This is a genomic window from Pseudomonas sp. ME-P-057, assembly GCF_030208975.1.
GTDB lineage: Bacteria > Pseudomonadota > Gammaproteobacteria > Pseudomonadales > Pseudomonadaceae > Aquipseudomonas > Aquipseudomonas lutea.
On record NZ_JARVSX010000011.1, the window covers coordinates 206,227 to 219,972 of the forward strand.

At 64.0% G+C, this 13,746-nt stretch carries 12 protein-coding genes and 1 pseudogene; all 13 read left to right on the plus strand.

The window, feature by feature from the left end:
• The first annotated feature begins 1 nt into the window (after position 1).
• The 13 genes and pseudogenes from QRN48_RS05240 (at position 2) to QRN48_RS05300 (ending at position 13,703) form a co-directional block, all read left to right on the plus strand.
• Positions 2-439, plus strand: a complete 438-nt coding sequence (locus QRN48_RS05240; protein WP_285349252.1) for a GspH/FimT family pseudopilin — start codon at positions 2-4, stop codon at positions 437-439.
• A complete protein-coding gene (locus tag QRN48_RS05245) occupies positions 436-804 on the plus strand; it encodes a type II secretion system protein (RefSeq protein WP_285349254.1) in 369 nt (122 codons plus the stop codon). The genes QRN48_RS05240 and QRN48_RS05245 overlap by 4 nt, the downstream gene beginning before the upstream one ends.
• Positions 801-1,412, plus strand: coding sequence for a type II secretion system protein GspJ (locus QRN48_RS05250; RefSeq protein ID WP_285349255.1), 612 nt, complete (start codon positions 801-803; stop codon positions 1,410-1,412). The genes QRN48_RS05245 and QRN48_RS05250 overlap by 4 nt, the downstream gene beginning before the upstream one ends.
• Positions 1,409-2,137, plus strand: coding sequence for a type II secretion system protein GspK (locus QRN48_RS05255; protein ID WP_285349256.1), 729 nt, complete (start codon positions 1,409-1,411; stop codon positions 2,135-2,137). The genes QRN48_RS05250 and QRN48_RS05255 overlap by 4 nt, the downstream gene beginning before the upstream one ends.
• Complete coding sequence (locus QRN48_RS05260) at positions 2,134-3,165, plus strand: PilN domain-containing protein (RefSeq protein WP_285349257.1); 1,032 nt, start codon at positions 2,134-2,136, stop codon at positions 3,163-3,165. The genes QRN48_RS05255 and QRN48_RS05260 overlap by 4 nt, the downstream gene beginning before the upstream one ends.
• Positions 3,155-3,745, plus strand: a pseudogene (gene gspM, locus QRN48_RS05265) (type II secretion system protein GspM); the annotation flags it as partial. The gene QRN48_RS05260 and the pseudogene gspM, both read left to right, overlap by 11 nt.
• Positions 3,746-3,870: 125 nt before the next feature.
• Positions 3,871-4,392 carry a general secretion pathway protein GspN gene (locus QRN48_RS05270; RefSeq protein WP_285349258.1) on the plus strand — a complete coding sequence of 174 codons (522 nt, stop codon included), beginning with the start codon at positions 3,871-3,873 and terminating at the stop codon, positions 4,390-4,392.
• Complete coding sequence (gene gspD / locus QRN48_RS05275; protein ID WP_285349260.1) at positions 4,389-6,734, plus strand: type II secretion system secretin GspD; 2,346 nt, start codon at positions 4,389-4,391, stop codon at positions 6,732-6,734. The genes QRN48_RS05270 and gspD overlap by 4 nt, the downstream gene beginning before the upstream one ends.
• A 343-nt stretch (positions 6,735-7,077) precedes the next feature.
• A complete protein-coding gene (locus tag QRN48_RS05280) occupies positions 7,078-8,058 on the plus strand; it encodes an alpha/beta hydrolase (protein ID WP_285349262.1) in 981 nt (326 codons plus the stop codon).
• A gap of 598 nt (positions 8,059-8,656) precedes the next feature.
• On the plus strand, positions 8,657-9,472 hold the full coding sequence (locus tag QRN48_RS05285) for a DUF1206 domain-containing protein (RefSeq protein ID WP_037009656.1): 816 nt from the start codon (positions 8,657-8,659) through the stop codon (positions 9,470-9,472).
• A 168-nt stretch (positions 9,473-9,640) separates the two neighbouring features.
• Positions 9,641-11,035: a response regulator c-di-GMP phosphodiesterase, NosR family gene (nosR, locus tag QRN48_RS05290; RefSeq protein WP_191943801.1), complete on the plus strand. Its 1,395-nt coding sequence runs from the start codon at positions 9,641-9,643 to the stop codon at positions 11,033-11,035.
• Positions 11,036-11,590: 555 nt separating this feature from the next.
• Positions 11,591-12,985 carry a UDP-glucose dehydrogenase family protein gene (locus tag QRN48_RS05295; protein ID WP_285349264.1) on the plus strand — a complete coding sequence of 465 codons (1,395 nt, stop codon included), beginning with the start codon at positions 11,591-11,593 and terminating at the stop codon, positions 12,983-12,985.
• Between the two features lie 424 nt (positions 12,986-13,409).
• Complete coding sequence (locus QRN48_RS05300) at positions 13,410-13,703, plus strand: winged helix-turn-helix domain-containing protein (RefSeq protein WP_285349265.1); 294 nt, start codon at positions 13,410-13,412, stop codon at positions 13,701-13,703.
• The last annotated feature ends 43 nt before the right edge of the window (positions 13,704-13,746 follow it).

The following is a 13,746-nucleotide window of genomic DNA, read 5'->3' on the forward strand; positions in this document are numbered from 1 at the left end:
CATGCACGCCCTGCCCCGCGCCCGCGGTTTCACCCTGTTCGAATTGCTGGTGGTGATCGTCTTGATCGGCATCAGCGTCGGCTTGGTGAGCTTTGGCGTGGGTCGCGGTTTGCATTCGGCAGGCGAGCGTCGCGCCTTGAGCGAAGTGGTGCAGTCACTGCGCGCCGCGCGAGTGCAGGCAATCGTCAGCGGTCAGCCAGCGCAGACCCGCTTTGATCTGCGCAACGGTCGTTTGCAGGGCCCGCACCTGAAAGCCGTGCAACTGCCCGCCGACATGCGCGTGCAATTACAGACCGCTGATGGCCTGGGCTCGGCGTTCGAGTTCTACCCCGACGGCGGTTCCAGCGGCGGCCATTTGCTGCTGGCCCGTGGCGATAAGCACTGGCGGGTCGACATTAACTGGCTGACCGGCAACGTTCAGTTGCGCACCCTCAATTGAGTCGTCAGCGCGGTTTCACTTTGCTGGAAATGCTCGCCGCCCTCGCTGTCCTGGCGGTGTGCAGCAGCGTGTTGGTGGTGGCTTTCGGGCAGAGCGCGCGCGCGTTACAGCAGGCGCAGCGCAGCGACCGCTTGAGTCTTGCGGCACGCTCGCTGATGGATGAAGCCAGTGCTGGTCGGTTGCAGCCCGGTCGCACCGAGGGCAAGTGGAGCGGCGTGAACTGGCAGATGGACGTCAGCGCCCTGCCCCGTGGCAATGCGCCCGCGAGCGCATGGCGACTGGATCTGGAAGTGAGCGACGGTGCGCGCCGCGCCCACTACAGCAGCCTGCAAGTGCGCAGTGCCGGTTCGGGTGCCGGTCAATGACGCGCCGAAGCCAGGGTTTCACCTTGCTCGAAGTGCTGGTGGTGCTGAGCCTGCTCGGCGTGCTGCTGACCATGGTCGGCGCCGCGATCACCGGGGCCAATCGGGCCATGGCCAAGGCCGAGCGCTACAGCACGCGGCTCGATGAGATACGTTCGACACAGAACTTTTTGCGCAGCGCGATCGGTCAAGCGCTACCACTCGCGGCCGGCGGATCTGAGCCAGGCCAGGCGCCGGTGTTCGAGGGCGACGCCCGGAGCATGCGTTTTTATGCGCCGCTGCCGGCGACATTGGGCGGTGGTTTGTACCGGCACAGCGTGACGCTGGGGGCCGGTCAGCGGTTGCAGATCAGCCTGGAGCGCTTGCGCGGTCAGGGCCTGTTGGCCGCCGAAGAGCCTCAGGTGCTGTTGCATAACGTGCGGTCGCTGCAATTGAGTTATCGCGGCGTGTCGCCCACCGGGGAATCAACGGCGTGGCTGGACCACTGGCCATGGCCGGGGCGTCTGCCGGTCAGCGTGCGCATCGACGCGCAGCTGGCAGGGCCGGTGCCGTGGCCGTTACAAAGCGTCAACCTGCGCCTGGACCTGTCTGGCGAGGCGCACACGTTATGAATGACCGTCGGCAAAAAGGCGTGGCGCTGCTGTTGGTGTTGTGGGTGCTGGCACTGCTCAGCACCCTGCTCGCCGGTCTGCTCGGCTGGGTGCATTTGCAGAATCGCCAGGCCCTGTGGCAGCGCCAGCACACGCAAGCCGTGCTGGCGGCTGAAGCTGGCATCGGCATGGCGGTCCTGGCGCAACTGAACCGCGACCCGGCGCGTCACTGGAAGGCGGACGGTCAGCCCCACGGTTTGCGCTTCGACGACGCCGCGCTGGCGGTGAGCCTGGGCAGCGAGACCGGCAAGCTCGACCTCAACGCCGCCCCGGCCGAGTCGTTCGCCCGTCTGCTGGTGGCGTGCGGCGCAGCCCCGGGGCTGGCGACAGAGGTTGCCCAGGGCCTGGAGCAGCGCCGCGGCGGTGGTCGGGCGCCGCTGCGCATGGTCGAGGAGGTGCGCGAACTGCCAGGCATCGGCCAGCCGCTGTATCAGTGCGCCAGCCCGCACGTGACCTTGTGGAGCGGGCAGACCGCACCCGACGCGCGCATGGCGTCGCCCTGGCTGCGGCGCGCGCTGGGCCTGCCGCAAGCGGGCCCGGCCACAGAAGACGCAGGCCCGGTCATCAGCATTCAAAGCCAGGCGACATTGCCCGGCGGTTACACCACGACGCTCAACGTCACGTTGTTATTGAACCCATCGAAGGAGGGAGCGCGACCGTATCGCGTTCTGCGTTGGCAAGAATGAAGCAATCATTTTTACAGCAACTCGCGCCCTTGCAGGCCCGCGTGCGCAATCAGTGGCGCGACAGCCCGGCGCAACAGTTGTGGCAGGTCTGGCTGCAGGAGTTGCAGGCGATGCTGCCGGCCAATGTGCGCGCACGGCTGATGCCCAAGGTGCGGGTATGGCTGCTCGATTGGCCCTTGCCGGAAGCGCTGCCACCGATGACCGGCGAGCGTCTGATCCTCATGCTGCCGGCGAGCATGGTGCTGGCGCAGCCGCTGCAATTGCCGCTGGCCGCGCTGCGCGATCTGCACAGCGTGGTGGGCTTTGAACTGGACAAGTACACGCCCTACCCGCGCGAGCAGATGCAGTACGTGGCCCGCGTGACCGGCAAGGGCAAGACCCTGGCGCAGGTGCTGCTGGTGGCGATACTGCGTGAGCGTCTGCAGCCGATCATCGACAGCTGCCGCGAGCAAGGCCTGTCGCTGTATGCGGTGGATGCACGCCACGCCAACGGCGAACGGCTGAACGTTGATCTGCTGCCCGCCGACATGAAGCCGGCCGCTGCGGGCTCGGCACGCCTGCCGCGTTTTCTCGCAGTGGCGTGTGGCGTCTTGCTGCTGACGTGCATGGTGCTGTGGCTGGATGCGCGCACGGCCAGGGTCGAGGCGATGCAAGCGCACGTCGACGAACAACGTTCCCAGGTGCAGGCGGTACAGAACCTGCGTCGCGAGCTCAACAACACCCAGGGCGCCGCACGCTATCTGGCCCAGCAAAAGGCTGCGCAACCGACCACCTCCAGCGTCCTCGCCGACCTCACCGGTTGCCTGGGCGCCGACACCTGGGTCGAGCAGCTGGAGATCGCCGATGGCGGCAGCGTGTCGATCACCGGTCAGAGCGCCAAGGCGAGTGCCCTTATCGGCCGCATGAAAGACTGCCGCACCCTCAGCGATGCGCAGTTCCAGGGGATCATTCAGCCCGATGCACAGACCGGCAAAGAGCGTTTCTCGCTGCGCGCCCAGTTGCGCAAGGAGACCGCCAATGCGCCGTGAACTGACCCCACGTGAGCGCCGTGGCGCCGCGCTGATCGCCTTGGCGCTGGTGCTGTGGGCCGCCTGGTGGTTGCTGGTGCAAAGCTGGTTTCTCGACCCGTTGAGCGACCTGCAGGAGCAGGCCGACACCCTGCGCCATCAGGAGCAACGCTATGCCGGCGCGCTCGCCCAACGTGACCGCCTTGAGCAGCAGTTGCAGGCCGCCCGCCGCGATCCGTCGAGCCGCAGCAGCCTGTTGCCGGGTGAAGACCCGAGCGCCGTGGCCGCCGACCTGATGCAGCGCAGTCTGGACCTGGTCAAGGCCCACGCCGATCAGGGCCCCGGTTGCCAGGTCACCCAGCGCATGCCGATCACCCCCGAACGCGACAGCGCCGAGCCGTACCGCCAGGTGAAGGTCAGCCTGACCCTGGACTGTGCCATGGAGCCATTGGTGACGTTGCTGCATGACCTTGAATACGGTCAGCCGTTTCTGTTCGTCGACAACCTGAGCATTCGCCGTGCGACCACGGCCCCTGCCTCCGGCGGTGCCGGGCGTTTGCAGGTGCACCTGCTGCTGCGCGGTTATCTGCAACAAGCAGCGCCGCACAAAGCTCAGGCTGCCGAAGCGACAGGCGAGGCGCAGAGCACATCGCCGCCCGATCAGGCGGATCAAGCCGATCAGCCTGATGAGCCCGATGAATCCTCAGCGAGCGAGGCGCCTGACGCATGAAGTTCGACACCTTGAGTCTCACCCTTGGCGCCGCCACTGCGCTGCTGGCCGCTGCGGCGGTCAGCCTGAGCATGGGCGCCGGTCAGGACATCGACTGGTTGCCAGCCAGCGCAGCCCGTGAAACCGCTGTGGCTGCCGGGCCTGCCGCATTGCCCGCGCTCTCGGCCCAGGCGCTGACCCTGACCCTGACCTGGCAGCAGTCGATGTTCAGCCCCGACCGCAAGCCCGATCTGGTCAGCGGCAAAGCACAGGCCTCGTCGCTGGACGGCATCAGCCTGAGCGGCGTGATCGTTGACGGCTCGTCGCGCTGGGTGCTGCTGCAACTGCCGCAAAAGCGCCGCCTCAAGCTGGCCGTCGGCAGCACGCTGGACAACGGCTGGACCCTGGATTCGGTCACGCCGCAAAGCGCCACTTTCAGCCATCAGGGCCAGACCCGCGAACTGCGCCTGCCCCTGCTGCGCCTTCCGCCGCCGTCGCAAGTCCCCCCTATTACTCTTCCACACGTACCCACACCATGAACAATCGCACCCCTGAGTTTTCCCGTCTGCGCAGCCCCCTGTTGTGCCTGGCCACTGCCGTGGCGCTGGCCGGATGCGCGTCCACCCCGGAGCGTTTTGAAAACGACCCGGCCCTGATGCAGGAAGCACTCAACGGTACCGGTTCGCAGCGAGGCCCGGTCAGCGATCCGGTCGAAGCACCGAGCCCGAACAACGCGGGCGCCAGGCCTGCGCCGGCACGGCAGCAGATCATTCGCGGCAACCAGACGTTCGTGCGCGGCTCGAACCCTGCCCCGGGTACAGCGGGCAACAAAGGCGCCGCGTCGGCCGCTGGCGACATCAGTTTCAACTTCGCCAATCAGCCCATCGAAGCGGTGATCAACACGGTCATGGGCGACCTGCTGCACGAGAATTACAGCATCAATCAGGGGGTGAAAGGCGACGTCAGCTTTTCCACCTCGCAACCGGTGAACAAGCAGCAGGCAATGTCGATCCTGGAGACCCTGCTGTCGTGGACCGACAACGCGATGATCCGCCAGGGCGACCGCTACGTCATTCTCCCGGCCAATCAGGCAGTGGCCGGCAAACTGGTGCCGGAAATGCCGGTGGCGCGGCCTTCCAGCGGCCTGTCGGCACGCCTGTACCCGCTGCGCTTCATTTCGGCAACCGAAATGCAGAAGCTGCTCAAGCCGTTTGCCCGCGAAAACGCGTTTCTGCTGGTCGATCCGGCGCGCAACGTGCTGAGCCTGGCCGGTACGCCGGATGAGCTCGCCAACTATCAGGACACCATCGACACCTTCGACGTGGACTGGCTCAAGGGCATGTCCATCGCGGTGTACGGCCTGCAGCGCGCCAGCGTCGGCGAACTGATGCCCGAACTGCAGAAGATGTTTGGCCCGGACAGCGGCATGCCGTTGGCGGGCATGGTCAAGTTCCTGCCGATCGAGCGGACCAACTCGGTGGTGGCGATTTCCTCGCAGCCGCGTTACCTGAGCGAAGTCGGCGACTGGATTCACACCATCGACGAGGGCGGCGGCAACGAGCCGCAGATGTACGTCTACGACGTGCGCAACATGAAAGCCTCGGACCTCGCCAAGTACCTGCGCCAGATCTACGGCAACGGCCAGATCAAGGACGACAGCGCGGCCAAGGTTGCACCCGGCCTGCGCACCCGTTCGTTGTCATCGCTCAACGGCAGTGGCAATGGCAGCAGCGGCGGCATGGGCGTGAGCGGTCAGGGCCTCAATGGCAGCTCGGGCATGGGCGGCGGGATGAATGGCGGCATGGGCGGCGGGCTCGGCAATGGCGGCAGCGGCAACTTCCAGGCCGGCGCGCAGCAGGGCGATGAAGAGCAGGACGGCGAAACCTCCGAGGACAGCGCCGACAGCAGCCAGAGCGACAGCGGCGATGCGACCGGCAGCGGCTCGGGCGCCAGCAAGCGGCTGGATGACAGCACACGCATTACCGCTCAGCAGAGCAGCAACCAATTGCTGATCCGCACGCGCCCGGCGCAGTGGAATGAAATCGAAGCCGCCATCAAACGGCTGGACAACGCGCCGATGCAGGTGCAGATCGAAACGCGGATTCTTGAAGTCAACCTCAGCGACGGGCTGGACCTCGGCGTGCAATGGTACCTCGGGCGCCTGGCGGGAAATTCCGGCAGCACCACGGTGGCCAATGCGCCTGGCAGCCAGGGCGCGCTGGGCGGCGGCGGCGCGGGCCTGGGCGCCGACTCGCTGTTTTATTCATTCGTCAGCAACAACCTGCAGGTCGCGCTGCACGCGCTGGAAACCAGCGGTCGCACGCAGGTGCTGTCGGCGCCGTCGCTGGTGGTGATGAACAACCAGCAGGCGCAGATCCAGGTCGGCGACAACATCCCGATCAGCCAGACCACGGTCAATACCAACACCTCGGGCACTACCCTCAGCAGCGTCGAATATGTGCAGACCGGCGTCATCCTCGACGTCGTGCCGCGGATCAATCCGGGCGGTCTGGTGTACATGGACATTCAGCAGCAGGTCAGCGACGCCAACGACGCGAACGGCACCGACACTAACGGCAACCCGCGCATCTCGACGCGCTCGGTGTCCACGCAGGTGGCGGTGCAGAGCGGGCAAACCGTGTTGCTTGGCGGCCTGATCAAACAGGACAACAGCGACAATGTGTCGGCGGTGCCTTATCTAGGGCGCATTCCGGGCCTGCGCTGGCTGTTCGGCAATACCAGTAAAAGCAAGAAACGCACCGAGCTGGTCGTGCTGATCACCCCGCGCGTGATCACCAGCAACAGCCAGGCCCGACAGGTTACTGATGACTATCGCCAGCAACTGCAGCTGATCAAGCCGACGCCGGCAGGCCGGTTGTAACGACCCGCGAGGCGTTTAGCACGGGTGACGCGGAGCGTCGGGGGATGCAGACCCACGCGGAGCGTGGGCACGATCATCGGCAGGCAGGTTTCACGATTCGGGTGATACCAACGCGCAATCTCGTGTAGGAGCGCGCTTGCCCGCGAAGACGGTATCCGGACGCAATAGAGGCGGCGGATGCACACACCTTTTCGCGGGCAAGCGCGCTCTTACAGGCCGAGGCCGCAACTGATCGCTGTGCGCCCAGATGGTCAGGTTGGGCGTCGCGATCACGGGCGTGAAACTCTCGAGCCTCGCCAGACACCAAGAGATACCCGACTGGCGGGTTCATTCACAAGAGAGCATGCATTTGGACAGCAACGATGGTTTGCGTTTTCAAGACGATGAATTGGCGCAAGCCCGGCAGTTCAACAAGAAGCTGGCCTGGATGCCGCGCTTTCGCATCCGCAACCGCTTCGCGCCCCTGCTGATTCAGTCGCTGCTGCGCGTCGGTCAATTGCGCGGTGCGGCCAAGCTGGCACGCTACGGCCTGCATGCACAAAGCGCGACGGCAAGCGTTGACGGCCGGCAGGTGCCCGTACGGATCATTCGTCCCAAAGGCCAACCTAAAGGCGTGGTGCTGGATATACATGGCGGCGGTTGGGTGATCGGCAACGCGCAGATGAACGACGACCTCAATATTGCGATGGTGCGGGCCTGCAACGTCGCCGTGGTCTCGGTCGACTATCGGCTGGCCGGGGCGACACCGGTTGAGGGCCTGATGGACGATTGCCTCGTCGCCGCGCGCTGGCTGCTGGGCGAAGGTTGCCCGGAATTTGCTGGCCTGCCGGTGATCGTCATTGGCGAATCGGCCGGCGGACATCTGGCTGCGGCTACGCTGCTCCAGCTCAAGGCTTGGCCGGCGTTGTTCACCCGCGTGTGCGGCGCCCTGCTCTATTACGGCGTGTATGACCTGACCGGCACACCGAGCGTGCGCACCGCAGGCCGCGACACGCTGGTGCTGGACGGTCCAGGCATGGTCGAAGCCCTGCGCCTGTTGACCCCGGGCATCAGCGAGGAGCAGCGCAAAGCGCCACCGCTGTCACCTTTGTATGGGGACTTCGCAGGGTTTCCGCCGTCGCTGATGTGGGTCGGCTCGCTGGACCCGCTGCGTGACGACACGCTGCAGATGGCAGAGCGCTGGTCGAAACACAGCGGGGTTGAAATTCATCTCGTCCCGGATGCACCCCACGGCTTTATCCACTTCCCTACCATGATGGCCGACCGGGTACTGGAACACAGCCGGGACTGGATCTGCCGCCGAATCGAGTCCGTTGCAGGCTAACCCTGTTAAATGCACCCGCCAACGCGCCGACGCTGAGCGTCGCTGGAGGCATTACCACGCGGAGCGTGGGACCGCGCGCGCATTTTAATGACGTCGGACTTGGCGCCATCATGTGGGACCGGCTTCAGCCGGGAAAGCGTCGGCAGCCATAACGCGGAATTATGGGTACCCACAAATCTGTAGGAGCCGGCTTGCTGGCGAAGGCATCTTGTCCGCCAACACATTCAGCGCCGACCCACCGCGTTCGCCAGCAAGCCGGCTCCTACAGGGCTAGCGCCGTGCCCTTCCACGTGTAGATCGCAGCGACACCGAGCGTCGCAGAACGCATTACCACGCAGAGCGTGGGAACGATCAATATCACCCGCGTGCATTCAAATTACGCGGACTTGTGGGACCGGCTTCAGCCGGGAAGGCGCCAGCCGCCACAACGCAAAAAAGTGGTTGTCCGCCAGGGTCCCTTCCCGGCTGAAGCCGGTCCCACCATAGGCACCGCCCGAGGCAGGTTTTCTGTGTAAAGCCGTCCTGCCAGTCAACGCAATCGAACCCCGCGCCCCGTCTCGGGTCTGCTCATCTGTCGCTTACCCCGGAGATTGCCCCGATGTCCCCGCATCACACCCTTGTCATGCTCGCCCGAGCCGGCTATGCCGCCCGCGGCGTTCTGTACCTGATCATTGGTATTTTCGCTCTGCTCGCTGCGCGCGACTCGTCCAGGCCAAAAGACAGCCACAGCAGCCTGGAAGCCTTATTCAGCCAGCCGTTTGGCCACATTCTGGTCGGTCTGGTGGTGGCCGGTCTGTTGGCGTTCGCGGCGTGGCGGGTCTTGCAGGCCACGCGTGATGTCGACCACCACGGCACAGAGCTCAAAGGCCTGGTCATCCGCGCGGGGCTGCTGGCCGGCGGCGTGGTCAACGGCGCACTGGCGTTCTTCGCCCTGGGCCTGCTGGTCGACGGCCTGAGCAGTTCAGGCGGCTCGGGTGGCGGTCAGACCGAAGACCTGCTCGCCAAAATGCTGTCCTGGAAGCACTCCAACCTCGTCGTCTATCTGATCGCGCTGGTCCCGCTGGGCGTCGGGATCGCGCATTTCTTCAAGGGTTGGAAGGCCTCGTTCGAGAAGTACTTCGAGGCCGATGAGGAAGTGATGCGGTACGTGCGCCCAGTGTCCCGCTTTGGCTTGATCGCCCGCGGCGTCTCGTTCGTCGAGATCGGCGTGCTTCTGGCGATCAGTGGCTCAAGTTATCAGGCGATGCATCCGCCGGGCCTGAAAGACGCACTCAACGCGCTGCAAAACCTGCCGGCCGGCGGTGTAGTGCTGATGGTCATGGCACTGGGGTTGATTGCCTTCTCGGTGTACAGCTTTGCCGAAGCCGCCTGGCGCCGGATCAACATGGACGTGCCCGGCGTCACCCACGCCTGATCACAACGGCGGCAGCGTCCAGCCCGCTTCCCCGGCGGGCCACTGCTGCGGATCCACCCTGCAATTTTTTGTGCTTGAACCCTGCATGCCGCACCGATATCTGGACTAACCTTTGGGGATCCAGCAGTCCGTGTCAGTCACCCGTCGGTCCAGACGCGAGGGTTCATCATGGAAGCTTCAGCCCCTGTGCAAGTGCAGCAACGCCCGTCGCAGCAACGCCCCACCGTTCTGTTGGTGGACGATGAACAACCCATCCTCGACAGCCTGCTACGCCTTCTCGGCGAGCAACCCTACGACGTGCTGTGGGCGACCAGTGGCGAACAGGCGCTGGCGATCATGGCCGAGCGCTCTGTCGACCTGATCGTCAGCGACGCGCGCATGCCCGGCATGGACGGCGCGGCGTTGCTGGCGCAGGTTTACAGCCTGTACCCGGACACCACGCGGATCATTCTCTGTGGTTATGCCGAGCTCGATACTCTGGTCAACGCCATCAACGAAGGCCACGTCCATCGCTACATCGCTAAACCCTGGACCGACGAGGATCTGATTCTGGCCCTGCGTCAGTCGCTGACGTATCAGTTTTCCGAGCGCGAACGCCACCGCCTCGAACAGCTCACACAGCACCAGAACGATGAGCTTAAGCGCCTCAACGCCACGCTGGAAAAACGCGTGCAGGCGCGCACTGCCGAGCTGCAGCAGACCGCCGACATGCTTGACCTCGCCTACGAAGAGCTCAAACACAGCTACGCCACCGGCACCGAAGTGTTTTCGATGCTGGTCAATCAGCGTCTGCCCCCGGACAAACAGACCAACCGTGAGGTGATCGACCTGATCAACGCGTGCAGCAGCCATCTGGACGTTGACGAGTCGATGCGCCGCGATCTGTGCATGGCCGCCGCGCTGTACAACATCGGCAAACTGGGCTGGAGCGATGCACTGATCAATACCCCGTCGGACATGGTCAGCCACGCCGACCGGGACACCTGGCGCAGCTACCCGCGCCAGAGCGAGTCATTGCTGATGACGCTGGAACCGATTCAGGACGCCGCCAGCCTGATCCTTCACCATCAGGAGCGCTGGGACGGCAGCGGCTTTCCGGGACACCTCAAAGGCGAGGCCATTCCGTACGGCGCTCGCCTGCTCAAGCTCGCGGTGGACTTCATCGAACTGCAGCGCGGGCTGATTCTGGAGCGACACCTGAGCAGCGGTGAAGCGCTGTTGTTCATCCGCCGCTATGCCGGCAAGCTCTACGACCCCGCGCTGGTCGAGGACTTCGCCGGCGCCTGCGCCACGTACCTGCACGACGCGGTGCTGACCGACCCGACCGTCAAAGCCGTCAGCACTCGGGAGCTGGTGCCGGGCATGACCCTGGTGCGCAACCTGAACGCGGATAACGGCATGTTGCTGCTCAACGCCGGAAAGGTGGTCAGCGCGGCACTGATCGAGAAGCTCGCCGCATTCGAGGCAATAGAAAACAAGACCCGCTACAGCATCTTCGTGCGCCTGCCTGCTCAGGTGCCCGGCGCAGAAAAAGCCAAAACCCATTGGACCGAGGTCGAGTAGCTCGGTCACGCCGGCCCCTTCCCGGCTAAAGCCAGTCCTACAAAAGATGTCCCGTGCAGTCAGATGAACCCTGCGCGACGCCGACCTGTGGGACCGGCTTTAGCCGGGAAGCCTTGCCGCGTGACGTCGCGATAATGGGGGTGCCAGGGCTGGCCCCTTCCCGGCTGAAGCCAGTCCTACAAAAGATGTCGCGTGCAGCGAGATGAACCTTGCTGCGCTGCGGTCCCACACAAAAAGCCGGCTTGCTGGCGAGTGCGATGATTCAGCCACCTCCGGGCCGAATGACAGATCGGTTCGCCAGCAAGCCGGCTCCTACGACGCGTGCGCAGCCGCCATCCATTATCTACGTCAACATCGCCTTGAGAGGGCGACTAAGCCTGCGGCGACGTCGGGAGGCGTCTTTCATTTACCCCGCACATCCACAAGCTGTTAACCCTCTGTTGGCCATAAAACGTTCACGGGATCGAAATTTGAAGGTGTCACGCTAGGGCTGACGGGCCAATTCCCCCATCAAGCCTCGGCGAGTTTCCAGCATTCTTCTTCAGGATGATCCCCATGAAAATCAGCGTTTTCGGTAGCGGGTATGTCGGTCTGGTGCAAGCGAGTGTGCTTGCGGAAGTGGGCCACGAGGTGGTCTGCATGGACATTGACCACGCCAGGGTCGAGCAGCTGCGCCAAGGCCAGGTGCCGATATTCGAGCCGGGGCTGGCAAACCTGGTACGCGAACACTTGGACAACAGGCGTCTGCAATTCACCACCGACAGCCGTTTTGCCATTGAGCATGCCGACGTGTTGTTCATCGCCGTCGGCACGCCCTCACGCGAGGACGGCTCGGCAGACCTGAGCGGTTTCTACGCCGTCGGCGAGGCGATTGCCACGCACCGCTCCGAGCCACTGATCATCGTCGAAAAGTCCACGGTGCCGGTGGGCAGTGGCGACGCCTTGCGCGGGCACATCGACAAGGCCCTGCGCCAAGCCGGGCGCTTGCTGCAGTTCGATATCGTCTCCAATCCGGAATTTCTCAAGGAAGGCTCTGCGGTCAACGACTGCCGGCGCCCGGACCGGATCGTCATCGGCTGCGACAACGATGCCGTGCGCAACGTGATGCGTGAGCTGTACGCGCCCTTCAATCGCAACCATGACCGGATCATGTTCATGGACCTGCGCAGCGCGGAACTGACCAAATACGCGGCCAACTGCATGCTGGCGACCAAGATCAGCTTCATCAACCAGATCGCCGAACTGGCGGAACACCTGGGTGCGGACGTGGAGTCAGTGAGGCTCGGCATCGGCGCGGATTCGCGCATCGGCTATGACTTCATCTACCCCGGCTGCGGTTACGGCGGTTCATGTTTTGGCAAAGACCTGCGTGCGCTGATCCACAGCGCCCGAGAGGCCGACTGCTCGAATGACCTGTTGGCGGTGGTCGAAGCGATCAATGAGCGGCAGAAGAGCAAGCTCTTTGAGCGGGTCAGGGCTTTTTACGACGGGGATCTGCGTGGCAAAACATTCGCGTTGTGGGGCCTGGCGTTCAAGCCCAACACCGATGACATGCGTGACGCGCCCAGCCGGGTGCTGATGGAGGCGCTGTGGGAAGCCGGCGCAACGGTGCGAGCGTTTGATCCAGAGGCGATGCAGGAAACGCAACGTCTCTACGGGCAACGCAAGGACCTGGTGCTGATGGGCACGCCCGAGTCGACCCTCGATGGCAGTGACGCGCTGATCATCTGCACCGAATGGCAGCAGTTCAAGGCACCGGACTTCGAGCTGATCCAGCAACGCCTGCGTGCGCCGGTGATCTTTGATGGTCGCAATCTGTACGACACAGAACGACTGGGCCGAAGCGGTTTTCGTTATTTTCCGATCGGACGCGGGGAGTCCTGCGAACTGCCGATCCCGCAGAAGCAATGGCGCCCTTACAAACGTATTGCAAGCGGGACCCTGGGCTGAATTCATGGTGCCCTTCCCGGCTAAAGCCGGTCCCACAGAGGTGCAGTGCAGCCCAGTGATGCATGCATCCACCTCAGTGAGACTGCGAGAAGCAAAGCCACCCGCCCAGTGGGACCGGCTTCAGCCAGGACAAATCCAAGCCACCCCCCAGTGGGACCGGCTTCAGCCAGGACAAATCCAAGCCACCCGCCCAGTGGGACCGGCTTCAGCCGGGAAGAAGCCAAGCCACCCGCCAGTGGGACCGGCTTTAGCCGGGAAGAAGTCGAGGCATCCGCTCGACCTTGCGTGTGAAACCTCACGCCCCGACCGCCAGGGCGATGACCATGACGCCCTGCTGCTGAACGGCTTGTTCACGGGACCCGAACTAATTTTTGACAACTGCCCACCTACTATCCCGCCCACTGTCGCAAAGGTGGGCGTATTTATGCTGGTGGTTGAAGATCTGATGCTGGACACGGAGAAATACCGAGCGTTCAGGGCCGATAAACATTTGAAGCTCAATCCAACCAACATCGACATCCTGGCCTTGCTCATGGCCAGAAGTCCGGCGATCGTCAGCAAGGCGGAAATTGCGGCGAAGTTGTGGGGTGAAGACGGGGTTGAAAGAAGTATGGGGCTCGGCACTCGGGTGCATCAAATCAGAAAAGTCGTCGACGATGGCTTTGACTTTCCGCTGGTGCATACCGTGTATGGCGTCGGTTATCAATTGTGCAAATAAACCCTGCGACCAAGTGACTGCGTGTTGAGCAAGTGCACTGCAG